The organism is Mycobacterium sp. IDUB_1 (genome assembly GCF_055419625.1).
The window spans coordinates 160,401-186,085 of the sequence record NZ_JBVAYA010000006.1; the positions used below are offsets into that span (position 1 = coordinate 160,401).

The 25,685-nt window shown below is 68.1% G+C and carries 21 protein-coding genes; 14 read left to right on the forward strand and 7 right to left on the reverse strand.

Features of this window, described 5'->3' with window-relative positions:
- Nucleotides 1-39: 39 nt before the first annotated feature.
- The 7 genes from ACZYYX_RS27135 (at nucleotide 40) to ACZYYX_RS27165 (ending at nucleotide 10,787) form a co-directional block, all read left to right on the forward strand.
- Nucleotides 40-1,464 carry an HNH endonuclease signature motif containing protein gene (locus ACZYYX_RS27135; RefSeq protein WP_463817925.1) on the forward strand — a complete coding sequence of 475 codons (1,425 nt, stop codon included), beginning with the start codon at nucleotides 40-42 and terminating at the stop codon, nucleotides 1,462-1,464.
- A gap of 25 nt (nucleotides 1,465-1,489) precedes the next feature.
- The gene (locus ACZYYX_RS27140) at nucleotides 1,490-1,918 is read left to right on the forward strand and encodes an NINE protein (RefSeq protein ID WP_463817926.1); all 429 of its coding nucleotides are present in this window, start codon (nucleotides 1,490-1,492) and stop codon (nucleotides 1,916-1,918) included.
- Nucleotides 1,908-2,321, forward strand: a complete 414-nt coding sequence (locus ACZYYX_RS27145) for a DUF2752 domain-containing protein (RefSeq protein ID WP_463817927.1) — start codon at nucleotides 1,908-1,910, stop codon at nucleotides 2,319-2,321. Before ACZYYX_RS27140 ends, ACZYYX_RS27145 begins: the two co-directional genes overlap by 11 nt.
- A gap of 84 nt (nucleotides 2,322-2,405) precedes the next feature.
- Complete coding sequence (gene gltB, locus ACZYYX_RS27150; protein ID WP_463817928.1) at nucleotides 2,406-6,947, forward strand: glutamate synthase large subunit; 4,542 nt, start codon at nucleotides 2,406-2,408, stop codon at nucleotides 6,945-6,947.
- The gene (locus ACZYYX_RS27155; RefSeq protein ID WP_463817929.1) at nucleotides 6,940-8,448 is read left to right on the forward strand and encodes a glutamate synthase subunit beta; all 1,509 of its coding nucleotides are present in this window, start codon (nucleotides 6,940-6,942) and stop codon (nucleotides 8,446-8,448) included. The genes gltB and ACZYYX_RS27155 overlap by 8 nt, the downstream gene beginning before the upstream one ends.
- 27 nt (nucleotides 8,449-8,475) lie before the next feature.
- On the forward strand, nucleotides 8,476-9,894 hold the full coding sequence (pyk, locus tag ACZYYX_RS27160) for a pyruvate kinase (RefSeq protein WP_463817930.1): 1,419 nt from the start codon (nucleotides 8,476-8,478) through the stop codon (nucleotides 9,892-9,894).
- Between the two features lie 14 nt (nucleotides 9,895-9,908).
- Nucleotides 9,909-10,787 (forward strand): acyl-CoA thioesterase domain-containing protein, encoded by an 879-nt coding sequence (locus tag ACZYYX_RS27165; protein WP_463817931.1) that lies wholly within the window; start codon nucleotides 9,909-9,911, stop codon nucleotides 10,785-10,787.
- On the opposite strand, the gene ACZYYX_RS27170 is transcribed toward ACZYYX_RS27165, so the two are convergent.
- The 6 genes from ACZYYX_RS27170 to ACZYYX_RS27195 all read right to left on the reverse strand — a co-directional run bounded on the left by ACZYYX_RS27170 (nucleotide 10,777) and on the right by ACZYYX_RS27195 (nucleotide 17,516).
- A complete protein-coding gene (locus tag ACZYYX_RS27170) occupies nucleotides 10,777-11,286 on the reverse strand; it encodes a DUF4190 domain-containing protein (RefSeq protein ID WP_463817932.1) in 510 nt (169 codons plus the stop codon). The genes ACZYYX_RS27165 and ACZYYX_RS27170 overlap by 11 nt on opposite strands.
- Nucleotides 11,283-12,740, reverse strand: coding sequence for an ATP-binding cassette domain-containing protein (locus ACZYYX_RS27175; protein WP_463817933.1), 1,458 nt, complete (start codon nucleotides 12,738-12,740; stop codon nucleotides 11,283-11,285). The genes ACZYYX_RS27170 and ACZYYX_RS27175 overlap by 4 nt, the downstream gene beginning before the upstream one ends.
- Nucleotides 12,727-14,292: a thiol reductant ABC exporter subunit CydD gene (gene cydD / locus ACZYYX_RS27180; RefSeq protein ID WP_463818051.1), complete on the reverse strand. Its 1,566-nt coding sequence runs from the start codon at nucleotides 14,290-14,292 to the stop codon at nucleotides 12,727-12,729. The genes ACZYYX_RS27175 and cydD overlap by 14 nt, the downstream gene beginning before the upstream one ends.
- A gap of 53 nt (nucleotides 14,293-14,345) precedes the next feature.
- The gene (cydB, locus tag ACZYYX_RS27185) at nucleotides 14,346-15,386 is read right to left on the reverse strand and encodes a cytochrome d ubiquinol oxidase subunit II (RefSeq protein ID WP_463817934.1); all 1,041 of its coding nucleotides are present in this window, start codon (nucleotides 15,384-15,386) and stop codon (nucleotides 14,346-14,348) included.
- Nucleotides 15,387-15,401: 15 nt separating this feature from the next.
- Entirely contained in the window at nucleotides 15,402-16,859 is a 1,458-nt protein-coding gene (locus ACZYYX_RS27190) for a cytochrome ubiquinol oxidase subunit I (RefSeq protein ID WP_463817935.1), read from the reverse strand.
- A 63-nt stretch (nucleotides 16,860-16,922) separates the two neighbouring features.
- A complete protein-coding gene (locus ACZYYX_RS27195) occupies nucleotides 16,923-17,516 on the reverse strand; it encodes an HdeD family acid-resistance protein (RefSeq protein ID WP_463817936.1) in 594 nt (197 codons plus the stop codon).
- 161 nt (nucleotides 17,517-17,677) lie between these two features.
- Here ACZYYX_RS27195 and ACZYYX_RS27200 point away from each other — a divergent pair, with 161 nt between their 5' ends.
- The 7 genes from ACZYYX_RS27200 to ACZYYX_RS27230 are packed head-to-tail and all read left to right on the forward strand — an operon-like array spanning nucleotide 17,678 to nucleotide 24,412.
- Nucleotides 17,678-18,601: an ABC transporter substrate-binding protein gene (locus ACZYYX_RS27200; protein WP_463817937.1), complete on the forward strand. Its 924-nt coding sequence runs from the start codon at nucleotides 17,678-17,680 to the stop codon at nucleotides 18,599-18,601.
- Nucleotides 18,602-18,616: 15 nt separating this feature from the next.
- Nucleotides 18,617-19,534, forward strand: coding sequence for an amino acid ABC transporter permease (locus ACZYYX_RS27205; RefSeq protein ID WP_463817938.1), 918 nt, complete (start codon nucleotides 18,617-18,619; stop codon nucleotides 19,532-19,534).
- Nucleotides 19,535-19,572: 38 nt separating this feature from the next.
- Nucleotides 19,573-20,325, forward strand: coding sequence for an amino acid ABC transporter ATP-binding protein (locus ACZYYX_RS27210; protein WP_463818052.1), 753 nt, complete (start codon nucleotides 19,573-19,575; stop codon nucleotides 20,323-20,325).
- A 38-nt stretch (nucleotides 20,326-20,363) separates the two neighbouring features.
- On the forward strand, nucleotides 20,364-21,443 hold the full coding sequence (gene macS / locus ACZYYX_RS27215; protein WP_463817939.1) for a MacS family sensor histidine kinase: 1,080 nt from the start codon (nucleotides 20,364-20,366) through the stop codon (nucleotides 21,441-21,443).
- Nucleotides 21,413-22,069, forward strand: a complete 657-nt coding sequence (locus tag ACZYYX_RS27220; protein ID WP_463817940.1) for a response regulator — start codon at nucleotides 21,413-21,415, stop codon at nucleotides 22,067-22,069. The genes macS and ACZYYX_RS27220 overlap by 31 nt, the downstream gene beginning before the upstream one ends.
- Before the next feature lie 43 nt (nucleotides 22,070-22,112).
- Entirely contained in the window at nucleotides 22,113-23,876 is a 1,764-nt protein-coding gene (locus ACZYYX_RS27225; RefSeq protein WP_463817941.1) for a DUF2339 domain-containing protein, read from the forward strand.
- 32 nt (nucleotides 23,877-23,908) lie between these two features.
- On the forward strand, nucleotides 23,909-24,412 hold the full coding sequence (locus ACZYYX_RS27230) for a Dps family protein (protein WP_463817942.1): 504 nt from the start codon (nucleotides 23,909-23,911) through the stop codon (nucleotides 24,410-24,412).
- On the opposite strand, the gene ACZYYX_RS27235 is transcribed toward ACZYYX_RS27230, so the two are convergent.
- Nucleotides 24,387-25,685 (reverse strand): adenylate/guanylate cyclase domain-containing protein, encoded by a 1,299-nt coding sequence (locus ACZYYX_RS27235; protein WP_463817943.1) that lies wholly within the window; start codon nucleotides 25,683-25,685, stop codon nucleotides 24,387-24,389. The genes ACZYYX_RS27230 and ACZYYX_RS27235 overlap by 26 nt on opposite strands.

The following is a 25,685-nucleotide window of genomic DNA, read 5'->3' on the forward strand; positions in this document are numbered from 1 at the left end:
CGTCGAAGGGTGCCATCCCAGCCCGGTAAGATCGAACACATGTTCGACGAAGATCCGGCCGTGCTGATCGACACCGTGGCTGCTGCTGCGCGTGCGGAGTCGGCGGCGATTGCTCGGCGCTTGGGTTCGGTTGCGTCGTTGTATCGGCGGCGGTGCCGTGATTACGAGGACGCGCAGTTCTGGTTCACCGATGTGTTCGAAGCGGTGGGGGCTGAGGTGTCGGCGGCGCAGAACATCAGTCGTGACCGGGCGATTCATCAGGTGCGGCAGGCGGTGTCGCTGTGGGAGCGGTTGCCGGCAGTGGCCGCGGTCTTCGCCCGGGGTGACATCGATTATCGGATGGTGCAGATCATCGTCACCCGAACGGACAACGTGCTCGACGAGATGGTGGCCGCTGTGGATCGTTCGTTGGCCACTCAGGTGCACAAGTGGATGCGGCTGTCGAAGCCGAAACTGCGGGATCGCATCGATATGTGGGTCGCTGAGCATGATCGGGCGGGAGTGCGGGTTCCGCCGATGGTGGAGGAGAACCGCTATCTCGAGGTGGAGCCGCATCCCAACGCGGCGGGGATGGCGGTGATCAGTGGGGTGCTCGGTGCTGCTGATGCCGATGCCATCGATCAGCGCCTGAACCTGATCGCGGATTCGGTGTGCCCGAATGATCCTCGGTCGAGGCGGCAGCGTCGAGCGGACGCGGCCGGTGCGCTGGGGCGGCTCGAGGGGTCGTTGCCGTGTCAGTGCGGGTCGGCTGATTGCACTGCGGCGACGGTGCGGGAGTCGGCGGCGCAGGTGGTGATTCACGTGCTGGCTGAGCAGAAGACGCTCGACGGCGGCAGTGACCGGCCGGGGTATCTGTCGGGGTTCGGTGTGCTGCCCGCGGAGTCGGTGCGCACGATAGCGAGGACGGCGACGGTCAAGCCGGTGCGTGTTCCCGGCGCGGACGCCGAACCGGGGTATCGGCCATCGGCGGCGCTGCGGGATTTCCTGCAGTGGCGGGATTTGACGTGTCGTTTCCCGGGTTGCGATCGGCCGGTGGCGGGTTGCGATGTGGACCATACGACGCCGTGGCCGTTTGGGCTCACGCATCCCTCGGGGCTCAAACACTTTTGTCGGACGCATCATTTGATCAAGACGTTCTACACCGGTGTCAACGGCTGGACCGATGAGCAGCGCCCCGATGGGTCGGTCGTGCTGCGGTCGCCGACGGGGCACGTGTACACGACCGAGGCGTTCGGGGGTGTGTTGTTCCCCGGGCTGGCCGTACCGACGGCGACGATCACTACCGCGACGCCGACGGAGTCCTCGGATCGCGCCGCGATGATGCCGATGCGCACCAGAACCCGCGAGCAGGATCGTCGAGCGCGTATCGCCCAGGAGCGGCGACAACGCCTCGAACTCGACGCCGAACTCGAACGACAACGACAAGCCAGGCTCGCGGCGACAGACGAGCCGCCCCCGTTCTGAGGTGCCGGTCTGGCATGCTTGTGCCATGACTGAGCCGCAATTCGGTGGCAGCGAGGGCGGCAATCCCTACCCGCCGCCATATCAGCAGCCCGGCTACCCACCCCCGGGTCAGCAGTACGGTCCTCCGCCTGGGCAATTCCCGCCGCCGGTGGGGCAGTACCCGCCGTCGTACACGGATCCCTCCGCGCCGTACGGCCGGCACCCGATGACGGGGGAGCCGCTGTCCGAGAAATCCAAAGTGGTGGCAGGTTTGTTGCAGCTGTTGGGGCTCTTCGGCCTGGTCGGCATCGGCCGCATCTACCTCGGCTACACCGGTCTCGGCGTCGCCCAGCTCGTCGTGGGCCTCATCACCTGCGGCATCGGGGCCGTCATCTGGGGCATCATCGACGCGGTCCTGATCCTCACCGACAAGGTGCGCGATCCGGACGGGCGTCCGCTGCGCGATGGCACCTAGCCTGAGCACAGCCGGCAACAACCGCCTGCTCATCGGGCTCGGTACGGGGGCGGCCCTACTGGGCAGCCTCGCCTACATCGGCCTCGGTGACCCGCACAGCCCGAGCTTCGTGTTCCCGCCGTGCCCGTTCAAGGCACTCACCGGTTGGAACTGCCCTGCCTGCGGCGGCCTGCGCATGACCCACGACCTCCTCCACGGTGACCTCGCCGCGGCCTGGATCGACAACGCCTACGTCCTCATCGGTCTGCCGCTCCTGCTGGCCTTCATCGTCGGCCGACGCGCCCGCGGCAAGCAGGTGCCGACCACACCCCTGCTGGTCGTTGTCGCGGTAACGGCCATCGCGTGGACCGTCGCCCGGAATCTGCCCGGTTTCCCCCTCATCCCGACCGTTCTCGCCGGGTAGCGACCGACCCACGCTGATACAATCGCTCGACGGGCCGCTGCAGTCCCTGACCACGAAGAATCAGGACTGCGAGGAGCATCGTTCATGCTGTTCTCGGCATTGCCCGAACCCCAGGGCCTCTACCACCCCGACCGCGAGGCGGATTCCTGCGGTGTGGCCATGGTGACCGATATCCAGGGCCGCCGATCCCACGGCATCGTCACCGACGGGCTGATCGCCCTCGAGCACCTCGAGCACCGAGGCGCGGCGGGCGCCGAACCCAACAGCGGCGACGGTGCCGGCATCCTGATCCAACTCCCGGTCGACATGCTCGACCAGGTCACCGATTTCGATCTTCCGGCGCCGAATTCCAACGGCGACAACACCTTTGCGGCCGGCATCTGCTACCTCCCGCAGGAGCTTGCCGAACGAGCGGAAGCCCGCGCCACCATCGAAGCCATCGCCGAGGAAGAGGGGCTCGAGATCCTCGGGTGGCGTGAGGTGCCCGTCGATCCGGACGGCGCTGAAATCGGTCAGACAGCGCTGGGTTGTATGCCCCACATGTCACAGCTTTTCGTCGCCGCCCCGGAGCACAACGGCGTGCGCGCCGGCGGAATCGACCTCGACCGTCGCGTCTACCCCCTGCGCAAGCGCGCCGAGCGGGGCAGCGTCTACTTCCCGTCGCTGTCCAGCCGCACCATGGTCTACAAGGGCATGCTCACCACACTGCAACTGCCGCAGTACTTTCCGGATCTGCGTGACGAACGCTGCGTCAGTGCGATCGCGATCGTGCACAGCCGCTTCTCCACCAACACCTTCCCCTCCTGGCCTCTCGCACACCCCTTCCGCTTCGTCGCCCACAACGGTGAGATCAACACCGTGCGCGGCAATCGCAACCGCATGCACGCCCGCGAGGCCATGCTCGCCAGCGCGACGATCCCCGGCGACCTCGCCCGGCTCTCCCCGGTGTGCACCCCCGACGCGTCCGATTCCGCATCGTTCGACGAGGTCCTCGAACTCCTCCATCTCGGCGGCCGCGCCCTGCCCCACGCCGTGCTGATGATGATCCCGGAGGCGTGGGAGAACAACACCACGATGGACGACGCCGAGCGCGCCTTCTGGCAGTACCACGCCTCGCTCATGGAACCCTGGGACGGCCCGGCCTGTGTCACTTTCACCGACGGCACCCTCGTCGGAGCCGTGTTGGACCGCAACGGGTTACGGCCCGGCCGCTGGTGGCGCACCATCGACGACCGTGTGATCCTGGCCAGTGAGAGCGGCGTGCTCGACGTCCCGTCGGCGCAGATCGTCGCCAAGGGACGGCTCCAGCCGGGGAAGATGTTCCTGATCGACACCGCTGCCGGACGCATCGTCTCCGACGACGAGATCAAGCAGGACCTCGCGACGGCCGAACCGTACGGCGAGTGGCTGCACGCCGGACTGCTCGACATCAAGACCCTGCCAGACCGTGTCCGCGTAGCGCCCAATCACGATTCGGTGGTCCGCCGTCAGATCAGCTTCGGCTACACCGAGGAAGATCTGCGCATCCTGCTCACCCCGATGGCGGCCTCGGGTGGCGAGCCGCTGGGGTCCATGGGCACTGACACCCCGGCCGCGGTGCTCTCCGAGCGATCCAAGTCTCTCTACGATTACTTCGTCGAACTCTTCGCCCAAGTCACCAACCCCCCGTTGGACGCCATCCGCGAAGAGGTCGTCACCTCGATGTCGCGCGTGATGGGCCCCGAGCACAACCTGCTCGAACCGACGGCCGCCTCGTGCCGTCAGATCACCCTGGGCTGGCCGGTGCTCGACAACGACGAGCTCAACAAGATCGTGCACATCAACGACGACGGCGAGCATCCCGGGCTGCGCACCGCCGTGCTCAAAGCCCTCTACCGCGTCGAACGCGGCGGTGAGGGGCTCGCCGACGCTCTCGAGGATCTGCGTACCCGCGCCTGCGATGCCATCGCCAAAGGTGCTCGCACACTGGTCATCTCCGATCGGGACTCCGACCACACCAAGGCGCCGATCCCGTCCCTTCTCGCCGTGTCGGCGGTCCACCACCACCTGGTGCGCACCAAGCAGCGCACCGCCGTCGCGCTCGTCGTCGAGACCGGCGACGCCCGCGAGGTCCACCACATCGCGATGCTGATCGGTTTCGGCGCCGCCGCGGTCAACCCCTATCTGGCATTCGAATCCATCGAGGACCTCATCCGCGAAGGCGAGCTCACCGGGATCGAAACCGCGACCGCCGTGAGGAATTACCTCAAAGCGCTCGGCAAGGGCGTGATGAAGGTGATGAGCAAGATGGGGATCTCGACGGTGGCCTCCTACACCGGTGCCCAGGCGTTCGAGGCGGTCGGCATCGACAAGGAGGTCATCGACGAATACTTCACCGGGACCCCGACCCAACTGGGCGGTGTCGGACTCGACGTCATCGCCGAAGAGGTGAAGCTGCGGCACCGCCGCGCGTACCCGGAGAACCCGACCGAACGTGTCCACCGCCGCTTGGAGGTGGGCGGCGAGTACGCCTTCCGCCGCGAAGGCGAGCTGCATCTCTTCACCCCCGAAGTCGTGTTCCTGCTGCAGCATTCGACTCGCACCGGCCGCTACGAAGTATTCGAGAAGTACTCCGAGGAGGTCAACCGGCTCGCCCGTGAGGGCGGCGCGTTGCGTGGGCTGTTCGCGTTCAAGGAGGGAATGCGCCCGCCGGTGCCGCTCGACGAGGTCGAACCCGCCAGCGAGATCGTCAAGCGCTTCAACACCGGTGCGATGAGCTACGGCTCGATCTCTGCGGAAGCGCACGAGACAATGGCTGTCGCGATGAACCGCCTCGGTGGCCGGTCCAACAGTGGCGAGGGCGGCGAAGACACCGACCGACTCTATGACCCGATGCGCCGCAGCGCGGTCAAGCAGGTGGCCTCAGGGCGGTTCGGCGTCACCAGCGACTACCTGGTGAACGCCACCGACATCCAGATCAAGATGGCCCAGGGCGCCAAACCCGGTGAGGGCGGCCAACTTCCGGGCTACAAGGTGTACCCCAACATCGCCAAGACCCGGCACTCGACGCCCGGGGTGGGGCTCATCTCGCCGCCACCGCACCACGACATCTACTCGATCGAGGACCTCGCCCAGCTGATCCACGACCTGAAGAACGCCAACGCCGACGCCCGCATCCACGTCAAGCTGGTCAGCTCGGTGGGTGTCGGCACGGTCGCCGCGGGTGTGTCCAAGGCGCATGCCGACGTCGTGCTGATCTCCGGATACGACGGTGGCACCGGTGCGGCGCCGTTGACGAGCCTCAAGCACGCCGGCGCGCCCTGGGAGATCGGGCTGGCCGACACCCAGCAGACGTTGATGCTCAACGGACTCCGCGACCGCATCACCGTGCAATGTGACGGCGGGATGCGCACCGCGCGGGACGTGATGGTGGCCATGCTGTTGGGCGCCGAGGAATTCGGCTTCGCCACCGCGCCGTTGGTGGTGTCGGGCTGCATCATGATGCGCGTCTGTCACCTCGACACCTGCCCAGTCGGGGTGGCGACGCAGAACCCTGAACTGCGTGCACGATTCACGGGCAAGCCCGAGTTCGTCGAGACGTTCTTCCAGTTCATCGCCGAAGACATTCGCAAGCATCTCGCCGAACTCGGCTTCCGCAGCGTCGACGAAGCCGTCGGACATGCCGAGATGCTCGACACCGATCTGGGCGTCGCGCACTGGAAGAGCAAGGGCCTGGACCTGAGCCCGATCTTCGCGGTGCCACCGACTGACACCGAGCGCCGCCGCGTGCGCGACCAAGATCACGGTCTGGCGCAGGCGTTGGACCGCACGCTGATCCAGCTGTGCGAGGGGGCGCTCGAAGACGCCCACCCGGTGCGGCTCGAACTTCCGGTGCGCAACGTCAACCGCACCGTCGGCACCCTGCTCGGTAGTGAGGTCACCCGCCGCTACGGCGCCGAGGGACTGCCCGACGACACCATCCACGTCACGCTGACCGGATCGGCCGGCCAGAGCGTCGGAGCGTTCCTGCCGCCAGGGGTCACCATCAATCTGATCGGTGACGCGAACGACTATGTCGGCAAGGGCCTTTCGGGCGGACGCATCATCGTCCGACCCGACGACGACGTGCTGTTCCTGCCCGAGGACAACGTGATCGCCGGCAACACTTTGCTCTACGGCGCCACGTCGGGCGAGGTGTTCCTGCGCGGACGGGTCGGGGAGCGGTTCGCCGCACGCAACTCCGGGGCGCTGGCGGTCACCGAGGGCGTGGGCGACCATGCGTGCGAGTACATGACCGGGGGACGGGTGGTGGTTCTGGGTCCGATCGGCCGGAACATGGCCGCAGGCATGTCGGGCGGCATCGCCTACGTGCTCGGCCTCGACCCGCACCGTGTCAACACCGATATGGTCGAGCTGCAAACGCCGGACGGCGTCGATCTGGCATGGCTGCGCGACGTCGTCGCCTGCCATGCCCATCACACCGGCAGCACGGTCGCGACGTCGCTGCTGTCGGATTGGCCCCGCCGCAGCGCGCAGTTCACCAAGATCATGCCGCGCGACTACCAGCGCGTGCTCCAGGCCACCCGGATGGCCAAAGCCGAGGGCAGAGACGTCGACGCAGCGATCATGGAGGCAAGTCGTGGCTGATCCGTACGGATTCCTGGACGTCGCGAAGGTCGAGGCGGCCAAGCGGCCCGTCGACGAACGCGTTGGTGACTGGCGCGAGGTGTACGAACGTCAGGATCCCCACGAACGCGCCGGTGAGGTGTCCCAGCAGGCGCGACGCTGTATGGATTGCGGTATTCCGTTCTGCCACAGCGGAACTGCTGGCTGTCCGCTCGGCAATCTGATCCCCGAGTGGAACGATCTGGTGAGGCGCGAGCGCTGGGATGCCGCCAGTGAGCGTCTGCACGCCACCAACAACTTCCCGGAATTCACGGGCCGGCTCTGTCCCGCCCCGTGCGAGGTCGCCTGCGTGCTGTCGATCGCCGAAGAGAAGACCGGCGGTAGCGTCACGATCAAGCGTATCGAGCAGACCATCGCCGATCAGGCCTGGATGGACGGCATCGTGGAACCGCAGCCGGCGGCGATCGCGACCGGCAAGCGGGTGGCCGTGGTGGGGTCCGGACCGGCCGGATTGGCTGCGGCCCAACAACTCACGCGCGCCGGACACGACGTGACGGTCTACGAACGCGACGACCGCATCGGCGGCCTGATGCGGTACGGCATCCCCGAGTACAAGCTCGAGAAGGCCACGCTGAACCAGCGGCTGGCCCAGATGCGGGCGGAGGGAACGCGTTTCGTCACCGAATGTGAGGTCGGCGTCGACGTGACCATCGATGCCTTGCGCGCCCAGTACGGCGCGGTCGTGCTCGCCGTCGGCGCGTTGCGGGCCCGCGACAACGCAGTGGAGGGGCGCGATCTGGCGGGTGTGCACTTGGCCATGGAGCATCTGGTGCCCGCGAACAAGGAGTGCGAGGGCGACGGTCCCAGCACGATCTCGGCCGAGGGCAAGCACGTGGTGATCATCGGCGGCGGCGACACCGGCGCGGACTGCCTGGGCACCGCGCACCGGCAGGGTGCGGCGTCGGTGACCCAACTCGACTACAACCCCGAGCCGCCGGAGTATCGCGACGAGTCCAGTGCGCCTTGGCCCATGTGGCCGGTGGTTCTGCGCACCCGGCTCTCCCCGGCACATGCCGAGGGCGGGGAGCGTCGCTACCAGGTCGCCGTCCAGCGGTTCGTCGGTGACGAGCAGGGCAACCTGCGCGCGCTGGAGATCGCTGAGGTCAAGGTCGAGCGTGACGCGTCGGGCCGGCGGCAGATCACCCCGGTGGGCGACAGTCTGGAGATCCGCTGCGACTTGGCGCTGCTGGCCATCGGGTTCGACGGCGTGGAGCACATGCCTCTGCTCGACGGCCTCGGTCTGACGCTGAGTCCGCGCGGCACGCTGCGCTGTGGGCAGGACTGGCAGACCGACTCGCCCGGGGTGTTCGTCTGTGGGGACGCTCACCGAGGTGCGTCGCTGATCGTGTGGGCGATTGCGGAGGGGCGCAGTGCCGCCGCCGCGGTCGACGCTTTCCTGATGGGCGAGACGGACCTTCCCGCGCCGGTCAGGCCTGGTGCGCTCCCGCTGGCCGTCATCTGAATCGATTAACGACTATGCTCGGCATCCGTGAGTAGACGCGGAAAAATCGTCTGTACGTTGGGTCCGGCCACGGCCACCGAAGATGCGGTCCGCAAGCTCGTCGAGGCGGGCATGGACGTCGCCCGGCTGAATTTCAGCCACGGTGACTACCCCGATCACGAGGCCAACTACAAGCGGGTCCGGATGGCATCCGATCGCACCGGGCACGCCGTCGGCATCCTCGCCGACCTGCAAGGCCCCAAGATCCGCCTCGGTCGTTTCGCCGACGGCCCGACGGTGTGGGAGAACGGCGAGACGGTGCGCATCACCGTCGAGGACTGCGAAGGCACCCACGATCGGGTGTCGACGACCTACAAGCGGCTGGCCCAGGACGCGGCGCCGGGAAACCGGGTGCTGGTCGACGACGGCAACGTCGGTCTGGTGGTCGAGCACATCGACGGCAACGACGTCGTCTGCACGGTCACCGAGGGCGGCAAGGTCAGTAACAACAAGGGGATGTCGCTGCCGGGGATGAACGTCTCCGCGCCGCCCCTGTCCGAGAAGGACATCGAGGACCTGGAGTTCGCTCTGCGCCTCGGCGTCGACCTGGTCGCGCTGTCGTTCGTGCGGTCGCCGGCCGATGTCGAACTCGTGCACGAGGTGATGGACCGAGTCGGGCGGCGTGTCCCGGTCATCGCGAAGCTGGAGAAGCCGGAAGCGATCGACAACCTCGAGGCCATCGTGCTCGCGTTCGACGCGATCATGGTCGCCCGCGGCGATCTGGGTGTCGAGCTGCCGCTCGAAGAGGTGCCGCTGGTGCAGAAGCGCGCCATCCAGATGGCGCGGGAGAACGCCAAGCCCGTCATCGTGGCCACGCAGATGCTGGAGTCGATGATCGAGAACTCCCGGCCCACCCGGGCCGAGGCGTCCGACGTGGCGAACGCCGTGCTCGACGGCGCCGATGCGGTGATGCTCTCGGGCGAGACATCGGTCGGCAAGTGGCCGTTCGAGACGGTGCGCACCATGGCCCGCATCATCTCCGCAGTGGAGGAGAACTCGGTGGCGGCCCCGCCGCTGACCCACGTGCCACGCACCAAGCGCGGCGTGATCTCCTACGCCGCCCGCGACATCGGTGAGCGCCTGGACGCCAAGGCTCTCGTCGCGTTCACCCAGTCCGGTGACACCGTGCGCCGGCTGGCCCGCTTGCACACCCCGCTGCCGGTGCTCGCGTTCACAGCGCTACCCGAGGTGCGCAGCCAGCTCGCGTTGACCTGGGGTACCGAGACGTTCATCGTGCCGCACATCCAGACCACGGACGGCATGATCCGGCAGGTGGACAAGTCGATGCTCGAGTTGGGTCGCTACAAGCGCGGTGATCTGGTGGTCATCGTCGCGGGTGCGCCTCCCGGCACAGTAGGGTCGACGAATCTCATTCACGTCCACCGCATCGGCGAGGACGACGTCTAGACCCAGGGGGTTGCGTGTCAGCAGACTTCGATGAACTGCTGGCAGTACTCGACCTGACGCGGGTCGGCGGACACACCTCGGACCTCTTCACGGGCCGCCACCCGAGCAAGAACCCGGTTCGCACGTTCGGCGGGCAGATGATGGCCCAGGCGTTCGTCGCGGCGGGCCGCACGCTGAGCCATCCCGTCCCGCCGAGCACGCTGTCGGTGCACTTCATCGCCGGCGGCGATCCCGAGAAGGACCTCGAGTTCCACGTGGTGCGCCTGCGGGACGAGCGCCGCTTCGCCAACCGGCGGGTCGACGTCATGCAGGACGGGGCGCTTCTGACCACCGCGCTGGTGTCCTATCTGGCCGGCGGCAAGGGACTCGAGCACGGGGCGACGGCGCCCGAGGTGGCCGAACCGCTGGACGTGCCGCCGATCGACGAGCTGCTGGGCGGCTACGAAGAGGTCGTCCCGCACTTCGCCAACGCGCTGCGGCCGATCGAGTGGCGCTACACCAACGACCCGGCCTGGATCATGCGGGACAAGGGTGACCAACTGCCGCACAACCGCGTATGGATGACCGCCCGCGGCGCCATGCCCGACGATCCTGTCCTGCACGCTGCGGCGCTGGTCTATTCGTCGGACACCACCGTGCTGGATTCGATCATCACCACACACGGTTTGTCCTGGGGCCACGACAGGATCTTCGCCGTGACGACGAACCATTCGATGTGGTTCCACCGACCGGTGCACTTCGACGACTGGGTGCTGTACTCGACCACCTCGCCGGTGGCGGCTGAGTCGCGCGGCCTGGGTTCCGGGCACTTCTTCGACCGGTCGGGGCAGCTGCTGGCCACGGTCGTGCAGGAGGGGATCGTGAAGTACTTCCCGGCCCGGACTACCGGGTAGGCGTCACCGTCACCGAGAACTGATCTTCGACGCGCCGCTGGAAGTCCTCGGCGCACTGCTCGACGGCCGAGTTGTCGTTGCCGGCGCGGCTCAGGCAGTCGACGTAGTCGGTTCCGCCGACCTGGTCGAAGAGCCCGATGTAGATCGGGATGAACACGAGTGCGGCGACGATGGAGACGGCACCGAGCACGATGCCGGCGGTCGCGACGCCGCCGTTGGTCGCTTCGCCGCGCTTGACCCTGCCGCGGGCGATGAATCCGATGATGACCGCGCTGAGTCCCAGCACGATCCCGCCGGCGATCGACCAGCACAGCACGACGCCGACGATCGCGAGAATCAGTGCGGTGGTGCCCAATCCGTTCTTGGGTGCCGACGCGGGCGGCGGGCCGCCGGGATGACCCCCGTAACCGCCGTAGCCCCCGTAGTTGCCGTATTGCGGCGGCGGCCCGTAGGGAGGTGGTCCGTACGGCGGCGGCGGAGGGGGCGGTGCGTCGCTCATGCCGGTGAGATTACCCGGACGTTCAGAGATTCCGGCAGATGATGAGTGGCGACGACGACGGTGCGCTCGGCGCCGAACAGGCCTGACGGGGCGAGGATGTCGGACAGCAGTGTCTCGGCGTCGGAGCGGTCGAGATGCTCGGTGGGCTCGTCGAGCAGCACGGTCGGCGCGGTGCAGATCAACGCCCGCGCCAGCAGCAGTCGTCGGCGCTGGCCGGCCGACATCGAGGCCGCTCCTCCCACGAGCACCGTCGACAGCCCGTCGGGCAGGCCGGCGAGCCAGGGGCCCAGCCCGACCCGGGTCAGCGCGTCGGTCAGTTCCGCGTTGCTCGCGTCGCCGCGGGCCACCAGCAGGTTGTCGCGCACCGTGGTGGCGAACAGGTGGGCGTCCTCGGCGAAGAACGTGCCCGCGGTGCGCATCAACAGGGTGGTCTTCCCGCAGCCGCTCGGCCCGACGACGGCGATGCGGTCTCCGCGTTCGACGTGCAGGGTGGCGACGTCGGGGCGGCGGCGCGTGATGTCGTCCGCTTCGGTGAGCGCCCTCAGGCGCCGGGCGGCGACGCGTGCCCTGCTCACGGTGACCGCAGCAGCAGGCAGGGCCGCCGTCGCCTCGAAAGCCGACAGCGGCAGCAGCATCAGGACGGCCAGCGTGGTCGGGGCGACGGTGTGTGCCAGCGCAATACCGGCCATCAGCGCGCCGAGCACGCTGATGCCGGTGGCTGCGGCGGGGGCCGCTGCGGCGACGGCTGCCGGTGCGGCCGCGCGGTCGATCGCATGCCCCCAGCGCCGCTGCTGGGCGGCGGCGTCGGCGAGGATGCCGGGGAGGCGGCCGGCGACCCTCAGCTCGGCCGCATGCTCCAGTGCGAGGAGCGCTGCCGTGTCGCGGTCGGAATGGTTTTGCGCAGCAACGGCTTCAGCCTGCCGGGTGGCACGCGCCGCCACCGCTGGAGCGGCCACGCCTGCGAGCAGGAGGCTGGCGGCGAGCATGGCTGCCGCGGTCGGGGAGATCAGTCCCACGGTGATCACGGCGGCGATCCCGAGAACGCCGGCGACGCATATCGGCACGACGGCACGCACCAGCACGTCGGCCACGTCGTCGACGCCGGCGCCGATGCGGGCGACGAGATCGCCGCTGTGCCTTCGGGTCACGTCGTCGTCCGGGACGGCGGCCAACCGCGCGAACACGCGTTCGCGGGCCGAGGCGGCGGCTCGCAACGCGGTGTCATGGGAGGCCAGCCGTTCGCAGTAGCCGAACACGCCGCGGGAGATCCCGAAGGCACGCACGGCGACGACGGCGATCGTCAGGTCCAGGACGGGGGGCATCTGCCATGCGCGCGTGATCAACCACGCCGACACCCCGGCCAGGGCCAGCGCGCTGCCGAGCGAGAGGATGCCGAAGGCGATCGCCAGCAGCAGGCGTGACAGACGCGGTCGCAGCAGGTCATACACCCACATGTGCAGGCACCCCCATGTCGATGACGCTGTCGCCGATCGCCAGCACCGTGTCGCGGTGCCCCACCACGACGACCGTCGCACCGTCGGTGGCGCGGGTGCGGATCGCCGCCAGCACAGCGTGTTCGGTCTGCTCGTCGAGATGTGCGGTGGGTTCGTCGAGCAGCAGCACCGGCGCCGGCGAGCCCAGGACGCGGGCCAGCCCCAGCCGCTGACGCTGTCCCAGTGACAGGCCGACCCCGTTCTGCCCGATCCTGGTGTCCAGGCCGTCGGGCAGGTCAGCGAGCACGTTATCGAAACGTGCTGCGCGACAGGCATCCTCGAGATCGGGCAGTGGCCCGAAGAGCTCGAGGTTCTCGCGCACGGTGCCGGGGATCACGACAGGGCGGTGCGCCAGCCACGCGACCTGGCGCCACCACCACGTCGGGTCGAGGTCGGCGACGTCGACACCGTCGATCCGCACGCGGGCATCCGATGCCTGATCGAGTCCGAGCACGGCCTGCAGCAGTGTCGACTTGCCGCACCCGTTGGGTCCTGTCAGGACGGTGATCCGGCCCGGTTCGGCGAGTAAGGCGGGCCTGCCCACCGCGATGGTGACCGCGCCGCTGTCGAGGACGCGAGAGCCGGCCTGCGACGGCTGGACGGAGTCGAGGAACGCGAACGCGGCCTGCACTGCGGTCTTGCCGTCCTGCGCGCTGTGGAAGGCCGCACCCACCCGGCGCAGCGGCCAGAACACCTCGGGGGCGAGCAGCAACGCGGTCAGCGCGGTCGCCAGCGGAATGTGGCCGTACACCAGTCGCATTCCGACGCTGACTGCCACCAGGGCCACCCCGAGAGTGGCCAGCAGTTCGAGCACGAGCGCGGACAGGAACGCGATGCGCATCGTGGCCATCGCCGAACGGCGATGCGCCGCACCCAGTTCGGCGACCTTCGCGATCGCCCCCTCGGCGCGGCCCAATGCCCGCAGCGTCGGCAGTCCCGCGACGAGATCCAGCAGGCGGGCCTGCAGCGTGGTCATCGCGGCCAGTGCCGCCGCCGACCGGTCCTCGGTGGCCAGACCGATGAGGATCATGAAGATCGGGACCAGCGGCAGGGCGACGAGCACGATCGCCGCGGCCTGCCAATCCACGAACGCGATCACGACGACGGTGGCGGGGGTCAGGATCGCCGCGAGGAACAGCGACGGCAGGTAGGCGGTGAAATACACACGGAGACCGTCGAGTCCACGGGTGATGACGGCGGCCGCGTCGTCGCGGCGCCGCGCCAGCTCCCGCGGGGGTGCGTCCGTTGCGGCGCGCAGCACCTGGTCACTCAGGTCGGCGATGACGTCGCTGGCGCCGTGCTGTGCCAGCCGACCCTGCTGCCACTGCGTCAGGACGCGGACGATCCACAGCGCGGCCAGCAGCGTGATCGGGGCGGCCAGCGCACCGACGGTCCGGGACGCCGGGTCGGTGATGATCCGGGCGACCAGGCCGGCGAGCACCACAGCCGATCCGATCGTGGCGCCGGCGATCACCACCCCGCACACGGTGGTGGCGACCAGGAACCGGCGCATCGCCACCGAGACCCGCCACAGCCGCGGGTCGATCGGGGCGCGCGAACTCGTCGTCAGGACGTGTGCCTCGTCAATCCGATGGAGGCCGGGATGGCCGCGGCGGTGATGCGCTGGCGGAACACCCAGTACGTCCACGCCTGGTACCCCATGACGAGGGGGAGCAGCGTCAGCGACGCCCAGCTCATGATCTTCAGCGTGTACGGCGTCGACGAGCCGTTGTAGATGGTCACGTTCCAGTCGGGATTCAGGGTGGAGGGCAACAAGTTCGGGTACATCGAGCCGAACAGCAGCACCGCGACTGCGGCCACGACGATCATCGTCGCGACGAATGCCCGGCCCTCGCGCTCACCGCGCCACACCAGCGCGACGGCGCCCAGAAGTGCGACCACCGCGACCGCCAGCGCCCACCAGGTCCACGACTTTCCGTGTGCCAGCTGTGTCCACAAGCCGAAACCGCCGGCGAGCACGACCGCGGGGGCGGACAGGATGCGGCCGAACCGGAAGGCGTCCTCGCGCACCGGGCCTGAGGTCTTCAACGCCACGAACACTGCGCCGTAGAACGCGAACAGCGACGCGGTCGCGAGCCCGCCGAGCAGTGTGTAGACGCTGACGACGTCGGTCAGCGTGGCCTGCGAACGCCCGTCGGCGTCGATCGGGAGGCCCTGCACCAGGACGGCGAACGCGACACCCCAGAGGATGGCGGGTAGCCAGGACCCGGCCGCGATGCCGATGTCGGCCCAGCCGCGCCACCGGGGATCGTCGATCTTGCCGCGCCATTCGATGCCGACGACACGCAGGATCATGCCGACCAAGATCGCCAGCAGGGGCAGGTAGAGCGAGGAGAACACCGTCGCGTACCAGACCGGGAACGCGGCGAACATCGCTGCGCCCGCAGTGATCAGCCAGACCTCGTTGGCGTCCCACACCGGTCCGATCGTGTTCAGCGCGGCCCGGCGATGCTGCTCCGAATCGCCCTGCCCGACCGCGCCGAACGGGATCATCAGCATGCCGACGCCGAAGTCGAACCCTTCCAGGACCAGGAAGCCGAGGAACAGCGCCGCGATGAGGAAGAACCAGAGTTCTTGCAGTCCCATGGTTTTCGCGTCCTCTCAGTAGGCGAACGACAGGGGAGCGACGTCGTCGGAGCTGGGTGGGGCGGGCGGGGCCGGTTCCGAATCGTGGTCCTGGGGACCCTCGACGACGTAGCGGCGCATCAGCCAGAACCAGACCACCGCCAGAGCGCCGTAGAGGAGCGTGAAGGTGCCCAGAGAGAACAGCACCAAACCCACGGAGTGCCCGGAGACGCCGTCCTGCACCGTCATTCGCACCATCTGGTCGCCCGTCGGGTTGGGTACCACCACCCACGGTTGGCGGCCCATCTCGGTGAACACCCAGCCGGCCGAGTTCGCCAGGAACGGCGCCGGAATGGTCAGGATGCCGAAGCGGCCGTACCAGCGCTGGTCGGGAATGCGTCCGCGCCGGGTCAGCCACAACGTGGCGAGGGCGAACGCGACGGGGACCATGAGCAGACCGATCATGGCGCGGAACGCCCAGTAGGTGACGAACAAGTTGGGTCGGTAGTCGCCGGGCCCGAACTTCTCCTGGTACTGCTCCTGCAGATCCTGCACGCCCTGCAGCGTCACGCCGCTGAACTTGCTCTCGGCGAGGAACGGCAGCACGTAGGGCACCTCGATGAGGTGGCTGACGCTGTCACAGTTGTTGTGGGTGCCGACGGTCAGGACCGAGAACATGGGGTCGGTCTCGGTGTGGCACAACGATTCGGCCGAGGCCATCTTCATCGGCTGCTGGACGAACATCAGCTTGCCCTGGATGTCGCCGGTGAAGAACAAGCCGCCGGCCGCGACGAGCGCCACGACCGAGCCGAGCATCGCGGCGGGCCGGTACATCGCGCGGCTGTCTGCGGGGCCGTCAGAGCGCTTCGAGCGCACCATCAACCAGGCCGAGACGCCGGCGACGAACGCGCCGGCAGTCAGAAAGGCGCCGGTGACGGCGTGCAGGAACGCCCAGATCGCGGTGTTGTTGGTCAGCAGTGCGGCGAAGTCGGTCAGCTCGGCGCGGCCGGTCTCGGGGTTGAACTTCGCGCCGACGGGATGCTGCATGAACGAGTTCGCGGCGATGATGAAGAACGCCGAGGCGTTGACACCGAAGGCGACGACCCAGATGCACGCCAGGTGCAGCGCGCGAGGCAGTCGGCTCCAGCCGAAGATCCACAAGCCGATGAAGGTCGATTCGAAGAAGAAGGCGATCAGACCTTCGAACGCCAGTGGCGCTCCGAAGATGTCACCGACGAACTTCGAGTACTCGCTCCAGTTCATGCCGAACTGAAACTCCTGGACGATGCCGGTGGCGACGCCGATCGCGAAGTTGATCAGGAAAAGCTTTCCGAAGAACTTCGTGAGCCGGTACCAGGCCGTGTTGCCGGTGACGTGCCAGACCGTCTGCATGACGGCGATCAGCGGCGCCAAACCGATGGTGAGAGGGACGAAGATGAAGTGGTAGACGGTCGTGATGCCGAACTGCCACCGCGAGACGTCCAATGCGTCCATGTGCCACTCCCTCGTCCACCCACACTCTACGACAGAGTGTAGTAGCGCGGTGGGCTCTGCGGGCTAGGGACTTTCGACCCTGGTCTGAGGGCCTGTGTGCTCAGGGCCGTGTGCGACTGCCTTGCGCAATCCGATCGCCGAGGCGACCTCGAAAACGCCCAGGACGATCAACCAGATGCCGACCACCATCGCCAGGGTGGCCAGTGAGGTGAACGGCGAAGCAAGCATGACCACACCGGCGATCAGGCTGACCACGCCGATGACGATCGCCCAGCCACGTCCGGGAAGCGTCGGATCGCTGATCGCCGAAACGGCCGTGGCCACGCCGCGGAAGATGAAGCCGATGCCGATCCAGATGGCCAGCAGCAGGATCGAGTTCTGCAGGCTGCGGAAGCACAGCACTGCGAGGATCAGCGCTGCCGCTCCGCTGACGAACAGCAGGACCCGACCGCCGGCCGACACGTGCAGGCTGAAGGCGAAGACGACCTGCCAGATGCCCGAGATCAACAGGTAGGCGCCGAAGAAGATCGCGGCGACGACGATGGTGATGGCCGGCCACGCGAGAACGCAGATGCCGAGGACCACCGCGAGGACGCCCGAAATCAGCGCCGTCTTCCATAAATGCGCAAGCATGCTTGGGGGAGCAGGGGTTTCCATCCGCGCAGTGTGGCACAAGCGGTGTCGCAGATTCGGGATAGCTCGCGTTCCCCTGCTACAGCGTTACAGCTCCACTACTGTTCCGTTACCGGCGCTGCGCGCCGGGTCATCGGTCGTTAACGTCCTTGGCTGGACATGCCGGAAAGAAAGTAGAGGCGACTGTGTTGGGTGAAAAGCAAGACCGCCGGACCAAGATCTGGCGGGCTGTGGCGGTATTCGCCGCAACGGGAGCCCTGGCGTTGTCGGGCTGTGCCAGCGGCGGCGACTCGGGCGGCGGTGGCGGCAGCTCGTCGACCAGCGCCGCTCCGGCGGAGAAGGTGGAAGAGATCGCCAACACCGTGCCCGAGGCCATCAAGTCCTCCGGCAAGCTGGTGATCGGGGTCAACATCCCCTACGCCCCGAACGAGTTCAAGGATGAGAGCGGCAAGATCGTCGGCTTCGACGTCGACCTGATGAACGCGATCGCCGGCACGCTCGGCCTCACCCCGGAATACCGGGAAGCCGACTTCGCCAAGATCATCCCGTCCATTCAGCAGGGCACCTTCAACGTCGGGATGTCGTCGTTCACCGACAGCAAGGAGCGCGAGCAGTCGGTCGACTTCGTCACCTACTTCTCGGCGGGCACGGCGTGGGCGCAGAAGCTGGGCGCCGGCATCGATCCGAACAACGCGTGCGGCAAGAGGGTGGCGGTGCAGGCCACCACGGTCCAGGAGACCGACGAGCTGCCGGCCAAGAGCAAGAAGTGCACCGACGAGGGCAAGCCGGCGATCAGCATCGTGCCGTTCGACGGCCAGGACGCGGCCACCAATGCGGTGGTGCTCGGCCAGGCCGACGCGATGTCGGCTGATTCGCCGGTGACGCTGTATGCGATCAAGCAGACCAACGGCAAACTCGAACAGGCCGGTCAGACCTTCGACTCGGCGCCCTACGGGTGGCCGGTGGCCAAGGGCTCGCCCCTGGCGCAGTCGCTGCTGCAGGCTCTCGAGCATCTGATCGAGAACGGCAAGTACAAGGAGATCGCCGGGAACTGGGGCCTGGAAGCGGGCATGATCGACAAGCCCGTGATCAACGGCGCGGTCTCCTAGGCGAAAGCGAAACTGATGAGTGATGCCGGCGCGCCGCCGCAGACCATCGACGCGGTACCGCTGAAGCACCCGTGGCGGTGGGTGGCGGCGGCCGTCATCCTCATCCTGGCCGGCCTGTTCGTCTACGGGGCGGCCACCAATCCGGCCTACCGATGGTCGGTGTTCGCCGAGTACCTGTTCGACAAGCGGGTGCTGACGGTCGGACTGGTCAACACCCTGCAGCTCACCGTGTACTCGATGGTGCTCGCCGTCGCGCTCGGAGTGCTGCTGGCCGTCATGCGGCTCTCGCCCAACCCGGTGTTCCGCTGGGTGGCGTGGGTGTACCTGTGGATCTTCCGCGGCACCCCGATCTACGTGCAGTTGGTGTTCTGGGGCCTGATCCCGACGATTTACCAGCAGGTGCGCCTCGGGGTGCCGTTCGGCCCGTCGTTCTTCCAAGTCGACCTGCAGAGCCTGTCCATCCCGTTCCTGCTCGCCACGTTGGGCCTGGCCCTGAACGAGGCGGCCTACATGGCCGAGATCATCCGCGCGGGCATCTCGTCGGTGCCCGAGGGCCAGCTCGAGGCGTCCACCGCGTTGGGAATGTCGTGGGGGCTGGCGATGCGGCGTACGGTGCTGCCGCAGGCCATGCGGGTCATCATCCCGCCCACCGGCAACGAGGTCATCAGCATGCTGAAGACCACCTCGCTGGTGACCGCGGTGCCGTTCACCTTGGACCTGTTCGGCATCACCGCCCGCGAGATCGCCGCGCGCACCTTCGAACCGGTGCCGCTGCTGATGGTGGCCGCGTTCTGGTATCTGGTGGTGACCAGCATTCTGATGGTCGGCCAGTTCTACCTGGAGCGGTACTTCTCCCGAGGCGCGTCACGCAAGCTGACGACCAAGCAACTCGAGGCGCTGGCCAAGGCGCAGGCAAGTACAGGTGGGATGTGACACAGGCAGCAGAGTCGGCAGTGGAGTCGGTCAAGCCCATGGTGAAGGCCGAGCTGGTGTGCAAGGACTTCGGCGCGCTCAAGGTCCTCAAGGGCATCACGCTGGAGGTGCAGAAGGGGCAGGTGCTGGTGCTCGTCGGGCCGTCGGGCTCCGGCAAGTCGACGTTCCTGCGGTGCATCAATCACCTGGAAACGGTGACCGCGGGCCGGCTCTACGTCGACGGCGAACTCGTCGGGTACACCGAGCGCGGCGGCAAGCTGCACGAGATGAAGCCCAGCGAGGTCGCCAAGCAGCGCCGCGAGGTGGGCATGGTGTTCCAGCACTTCAACCTTTTCCCGCACCGCACCGCACTGGGCAACGTCATCGAGGCGCCGATCCAGGTCAAGGGCGTGAACAAGGCCAAAGCCAACGCGCGGGGCAAGGAACTGCTCGACCGGGTGGGGTTGGCCGACAAGGCCGGCGCCTACCCGGCTCAGCTGTCGGGCGGACAGCAGCAGCGGGTGGCGATCGCCCGTGCCCTGGCGATGGATCCGAAGCTGATGCTGTTCGACGAGCCCACCTCGGCGTTGGACCCCGAACTGGTCGGCGAGGTTCTCACGGTGATGAAGACTCTCGCGTCCGAGGGCATGACGATGGTGGTGGTCACCCACGAGATGGGTTTCGCGCGTGAGGTCGCCGACGAGCTGGCCTTCATGGACGCCGGCGTCGTCGTCGAGCGTGGTGACCCGCGCTCGATCATGGCCAACCCCCAACACGAACGGACCCAAGCGTTTCTCTCCAAGGTGATGTAGCGCCGGATCCGGTCACCCCGCTCTGGCGGGCTGCCCAGGTGTTCCGGCTCCTCAGCTGCCTCTACGCGCTGGGCTTCGGCCTCGCGGTCAACGACGAGCTGGCCCGGCCGCTCGGCGGCTGGGTGGTCTTCGCGGCGCTGGTCGGCTGGAGCGTGGCGTGCGCGGTCGCCTACCTGCAGGGGTTCGGCCGCCGTCCGGCGTGGGTGCTGGCCGAGCTGGCGGTCGTGGTCGCCCTGGTGATGTGTACCGAGTTGGTCGCCTCGGATGCGTGGATCGCCGACAACCAGTCGCTGCCGACGACACTGTGGGCTACCAACGCGACGATCTCGGCAGCCATCCTGTTCGGTCCGGTGGGCGGCATGCTGACCGGTCTGGTGGTGATGTCGCTGAGCGCTGTGCTCAAGGGGTACGTCAACGTCGACGTGAGCCGCAACGCCACGATCGTCATCGAGCTGGCGGTGGGTCTGGCGATCGGGATGGCAGCCCAAACCGCACGGCGCGCGCACGCCGAACTGGAACGGGCCGCCCGGTTGTCCGCGTCGGTCTCCGAACGCGAACGGTTGTCCCGCCATGTGCACGACGGCGTCTTGCAGGTGTTGGCGCTGGTGGCTCGTCGGGGTCATGAGATCGGCGGTGAGGCAACGCAATTGGCGGAGCTCGCCGGTGAACAGGAGCGCGCGCTGCGACGCCTGGTGGTGGCGGGGGACCAGACCGCCGGCGGCGGAGCGCAGGCCGACCTCGCAGCGATGCTGCGTCGCCGGGCCACCGACCGGGTGTCGGTGAGTGTGCCCGCACACGCGGTGCTGCTGGAATCCGCGGTCGCCGACGAGCTCTGCGCCGCGGTCGGCAACGCGCTCGACAACGTCGAGGCGCACGCCGGCGACGGTGCCCGCGCGTATGTTCTGCTGGAGGACATGGGCGACGCGGTGACGGTGAGCGTGCGCGACGACGGTGTCGGAATCCGTGACGGGCGGCTCGCCGAAGCCGTGGCGGAGGGCCGCATCGGTATCGCGAAATCTATTGTGGGACGGTTGGATTGGTTGGGCGGCCGGGCGGAGTTGCACACCGGCCCGGGGATGGGGGTCGAATGGGAGCTGACGGTACCGCGATCACGGTGATGGTCGTCGACGACCATCCGATCTGGCGCGACGCGGTGGCGCGGGATCTGGCCGACGACGGTTTCGAGGTGGTCGCGACGGCGGACGGGGTGGGTTCTGCCGCGCGCCGGGCCGCAGTGGTCCATCCCGCGGTGGTGGTGATGGACATGCGGCTCTCCGACGGCGACGGCGCGCAGGCCACCGCACAGGTGCTGGCGGTGTCACCATCGTCGCGGGTACTCGTGCTCTCGGCGTCCGACGAACGCGACGACGTGCTGGAGGCCGTCAAGGCGGGAGCCACCGGTTACCTGGTCAAGAGTGCCTCGAAACAGGACCTCGCCGACGCAGTGCGGGCGACGGCCCAGGGCCGGGCGGTGTTCACCCCGGGCCTGGCGGGTCTCGTGCTGGGGGAGTACCGGCGCATCGCGCGCGACGAGCCGGGCCCCGCACAACCGAGCCTGACCGAGCGGGAGACCGAGATCCTGCGCCACGTCGCGAAGGGGTTGACCGCCAAGCAGATCGCCACCCGGCTGTCGCTGAGTCACCGCACCGTGGAGAACCACGTGCAGGCCACGTTCCGCAAGTTGCAGGTGGCCAACCGCGTGGAACTCGCGCGCTACGCGATCGAACACGGGCTCGACGAGTAGTTGTACTCATCCGCTGTGGGCATTCGATTGCCACCATGGCGTCATGACCGAACCGCACGCCCCCGTCGTCGCCCGGTTGTCCGCGGAGTTCACGACGCTCTCGCAGCAGCTGGCCCGGGTCTCGGCCGACCTCGCCGAACTCGACCGAATTCTCTCCGCGCGGCCTGCACAGCCACTGTCCTCACCTCCCCGCTACGCGCCGGCGCCGATGCCTGCCCCGGTGCCCATGCCGGTAACCCCGCCTCCCGCGTGGACACCCCCGGCACCTCCGCGGGAGCGTTCCGAGGGCTGGATCGGCAAGCTGCTGGCGGTCGCCGGTGTCGCGGTGACGCTGATCGGTGTCGTGCTGCTGCTCGTGCTCGCCGCCCAAGCCGGCATCTTGGCGCCCGAGTTCCGCGTCGCCGGTGGGGCGGTGCTCGCCGTCGCGCTGGTGGGTGCGGGATGGCGGCTCCACGGCCGTCCCGGAGGGCGCGTCGGCGCGATCGCGCTGACGGCCACCGGGATCGCGGCGGGCTACATGGACGTCATCGCCGTCACGACGATCTACGGATGGGTTCCCGCGGTGGTGGGGCTTCTGCTGGCCTCGGCCGTCGGCGGTGCGGGCCTGACGCTCGCCCGCCGCTGGGACTCCGAGCAGCTCGGCCTGCTGGTGCTCATCCCGCTGACCGTGCTCGCTCCGGTCGTCACCGATGGCGACACCCTGCTGTTCGTCGGCTTCATGCTGGCGCTCGCCGCCGCCTCGCTCCCGGTGCAACTGGGCAAGGACTGGGGGTGGCTGCATGCGGCGCGTACCGCCGCGGCGACGCTGCCGCTGCTGTTCGCGCTCGTGGTGCGCCACATCGACGGGCGAGACGACCTCTGGGTGGCCGGCGGCTGCGCCATCGCCGCGGTGCTGGCCGTCGTCGCGGCGGTGATCCTGCTGCCCGGCTCCCGTCGTGCGGCCGCCCTTGCGCTGCTGACCGCTGCGGGGGTGACGCCGCTGCTGTGCGTCGGGTTGGTCGTCGAGCGCGTGGTGGCCGCCCTGATGATCGCCGCGCTGGCGGGCGTCCTACTGGCCATCGTGCTGGTCGGCGATCAGCTGCCGGGCATCGCGGGCATCGCCCGCCGGGTGTTCTCCGCCCTGTCCGCAGTGACCGCCCTTATCGCGGTGACTGTCGCCTTCGACGGACCGGTGGCGGGCCCGGTGCTGCTCGCGATGGCCGTCGTGGTGGCGGTCGCTGGGCGGCGGGACATCGTCGCCCGCTGTGCCGCAGGACTTTTCGCCGGCATCGGTGCGCTGATGCACCTCGCCTATGCTCCGCCGAGCACCGTCCTCTCCGCATCCGCAACTATGGAGACCGCAGACGCGTCGACCCTGGTGTCGAGCGTGCTGATCGGAATCGCCGCTGTGACGATCGCGTGGTCGTGGTCAGGCCCGCAGCGCGCGGTCGGTGCGGCTGCCGCGGCCGGGGTCGTCGCCTACGCGGTGACGTCGTTCGCCGTCACCGCCGGTGTGCTGATCGGTGGTGAGGGCCACGGCTTCTTCGCGGGCCACATGGTCGCGACCATCTGCTGGATCGCGATGGCGGGGGCGCTGCTCGGCCACGCCGTGCGTCTCCCGCGGGTCGACCGGTCGGTGCCGATCGCCGGGGGTCTCGGTCTAGTGGGCGCCGCGGTGGCGAAGCTGTTTCTGTTCGACCTGGGCACGCTCGACGGGATGTTCCGGGTGGCGGTGTTCATCGTCGTCGGGCTGATTCTGCTCGGGATGGGAGCGGGCTATGCGCGGCTGCTCGAGCGCCAGGACCAGGTGACGACCGACACGCACTAGACTGGATTGAGTCCAGAAAAGGAGATGTTGTCATGGGTATGAACACACTGTCGCAAACACGGCGGACCGACGCCGAGATCGCCGGCTTCCAGGCATCACCCGCACTGACCGAGGCGCTGCAGCGCGTGCTCGTCGACGTCATCGAACTGCACCTGCAGGGCAAGCAGGCGCACTGGAACGTGGTCGGCACCAACTTCCGCGATCTCCACCTGCAGCTCGACGAGGTCGTCGACTTCGCCCGCGAGGCCAGCGACACGGTCGCCGAACGCATGCGCGCGCTCGATGCGGTGCCCGACGGCCGCTCCGACACCGTCGCCGCGACCACCTCGCTGCCCGAGTTCCCCGCTTTCGAGCACAGCACCGCCCAGGTCGTCGACCTCGTCGCCACGCGCATCTACGCGGTCGTGGCCACGCTGCGGGACGTGCACGACGTGGTCGACGACGAGGACCCCAGCACCGCCGACATCCTGCACCAGCTGATCGACGGGTTTGAGAAGCTCGCGTGGCTGCTCAAGTCGGAGAACCGGAAGGTGTGACCGCGGGAGCCCGATGTCCCACCAGATACCAGGTGTGCATCGGGCCTTTGCCTTTCACGTCGACGATGCCGCGCTCTTCGAGCACGAACCGGTTTCGCAGCCGTTCGTACACGTCGTCGGGCACCTGGATCCTGCCCTCGACGTCTGTGGTCTCCATGCGCGAGGCGATGTTGACCGCATCGCCCCACACGTCGTAGAAGAACTTCCTGGCGCCGACGACGCCGGCCACCACCGGCCCGCACGCCATCCCGATCCTCAGTGGCACCGCCCGTCCCTGGGCGTCGGTGAGTCCCGAGACGGCGTCGGCCATGTCGAGTGCCAGTGAGGCAAGAGCCTCCAGGTGATCGACACGTGGAGTGGGGATTCCGCTGACCACCATGTAGGAATCCCCGCTGGTCTTCACCTTCTCGAGCCCGTGCTGGTCCACCAGCGCGTCGAGATCGGTGTAGAGCCGGTCGAGGAAACGGACGAGTTCGGCCGGGGCGGTGTCGCTGGCGCGTTTGGTGTAACCGGCGATATCGGCGAAGAGGATGGACGCGTCGTCGTATTTGTCGGCGATCACCGAGCGCGCCGGATCCTTGAGCCTGTCGGCGATGGTCACAGGCAGGATGTTGGCGAGTAGCCGTTCGGAGCGCTCGTACTCGGCCTCCATCGCGCGTTCGGCGCGCTCGGTCTCGCGCAGCGTGTACCAGAGCGTCGCCACGATCATCACGACCGACGACACCACCGATGAGATGAAGCCGACTCTGAGGAACCACGAGGGACCGAGGCCGCGATCGTCGGGCACGGTCAGCTCGAGCACGATGATGAGGACGACTCCGGAGCCGGCGATCACCGAGGCCAATGCGATCCGTTCGATGCCCAGCACCAGGACGGTCAGCGACGCGGCCACCAGGAAGTAGAACTGAAGCCCCGAGTCGGTGCCCATCGTGTAGCAGAAGAATCCGACCGAGACATACGCGAAGACCACGAACGTCACGGGTGCGACGACCTCGCCGAGCGGACAGAGCCGCGGGATGCTCAGGAAGGCGAGCCCGCACAGGATGTTGACGATGCCCAGCCACGCGAACCCGCCGCCGACGACGACCTGGAACGAGCCGAACAGTAGCGAGACCGCAGCGGCGATCCATCCAGCGATGGTCAGCACCCTGACCCGGCGCGACACCGCCTCGGCGCGGTGGCGGCTGAGCGAGGTCGCGCGTCCCTCGAGTGCCACCTCGGGCACGCAGACGGATCGCACGTTGCGCACGGTGCGGAGCTTATCGCCGATCAC

Bases quoted from the DNA above. Each gene is read 5' to 3' on its own strand.
- ACZYYX_RS27135 (WP_463817925.1), top strand. From the start codon at position 40: ATGTTCGACGAAGATCCGGCCGTGCTGATCGACACCGTGGCTGCTGCT.
- ACZYYX_RS27140 (WP_463817926.1), top strand. From the start codon at position 1,490: ATGACTGAGCCGCAATTCGGTGGCAGCGAGGGCGGCAATCCCTACCCG.
- ACZYYX_RS27145 (WP_463817927.1), top strand. From the start codon at position 1,908: ATGGCACCTAGCCTGAGCACAGCCGGCAACAACCGCCTGCTCATCGGG.
- gltB (WP_463817928.1), top strand. From the start codon at position 2,406: ATGCTGTTCTCGGCATTGCCCGAACCCCAGGGCCTCTACCACCCCGAC.
- ACZYYX_RS27170 (WP_463817932.1), bottom strand. From the start codon at position 11,286: ATGAGCGACGCACCGCCCCCTCCGCCGCCGCCGTACGGACCACCTCCC.
- ACZYYX_RS27175 (WP_463817933.1), bottom strand. From the start codon at position 12,740: ATGTGGGTGTATGACCTGCTGCGACCGCGTCTGTCACGCCTGCTGCTG.
- cydD (WP_463818051.1), bottom strand. From the start codon at position 14,292: ATGCGCCGGTTCCTGGTCGCCACCACCGTGTGCGGGGTGGTGATCGCC.
- cydB (WP_463817934.1), bottom strand. From the start codon at position 15,386: ATGGGACTGCAAGAACTCTGGTTCTTCCTCATCGCGGCGCTGTTCCTC.
- ACZYYX_RS27190 (WP_463817935.1), bottom strand. From the start codon at position 16,859: ATGGACGCATTGGACGTCTCGCGGTGGCAGTTCGGCATCACGACCGTC.
- ACZYYX_RS27195 (WP_463817936.1), bottom strand. From the start codon at position 17,516: ATGGAAACCCCTGCTCCCCCAAGCATGCTTGCGCATTTATGGAAGACG.
- ACZYYX_RS27205 (WP_463817938.1), top strand. From the start codon at position 18,617: ATGAGTGATGCCGGCGCGCCGCCGCAGACCATCGACGCGGTACCGCTG.
- ACZYYX_RS27210 (WP_463818052.1), top strand. From the start codon at position 19,573: ATGGTGAAGGCCGAGCTGGTGTGCAAGGACTTCGGCGCGCTCAAGGTC.
- ACZYYX_RS27220 (WP_463817940.1), top strand. From the start codon at position 21,413: ATGGGAGCTGACGGTACCGCGATCACGGTGATGGTCGTCGACGACCAT.
- ACZYYX_RS27225 (WP_463817941.1), top strand. From the start codon at position 22,113: ATGACCGAACCGCACGCCCCCGTCGTCGCCCGGTTGTCCGCGGAGTTC.
- ACZYYX_RS27230 (WP_463817942.1), top strand. From the start codon at position 23,909: ATGGGTATGAACACACTGTCGCAAACACGGCGGACCGACGCCGAGATC.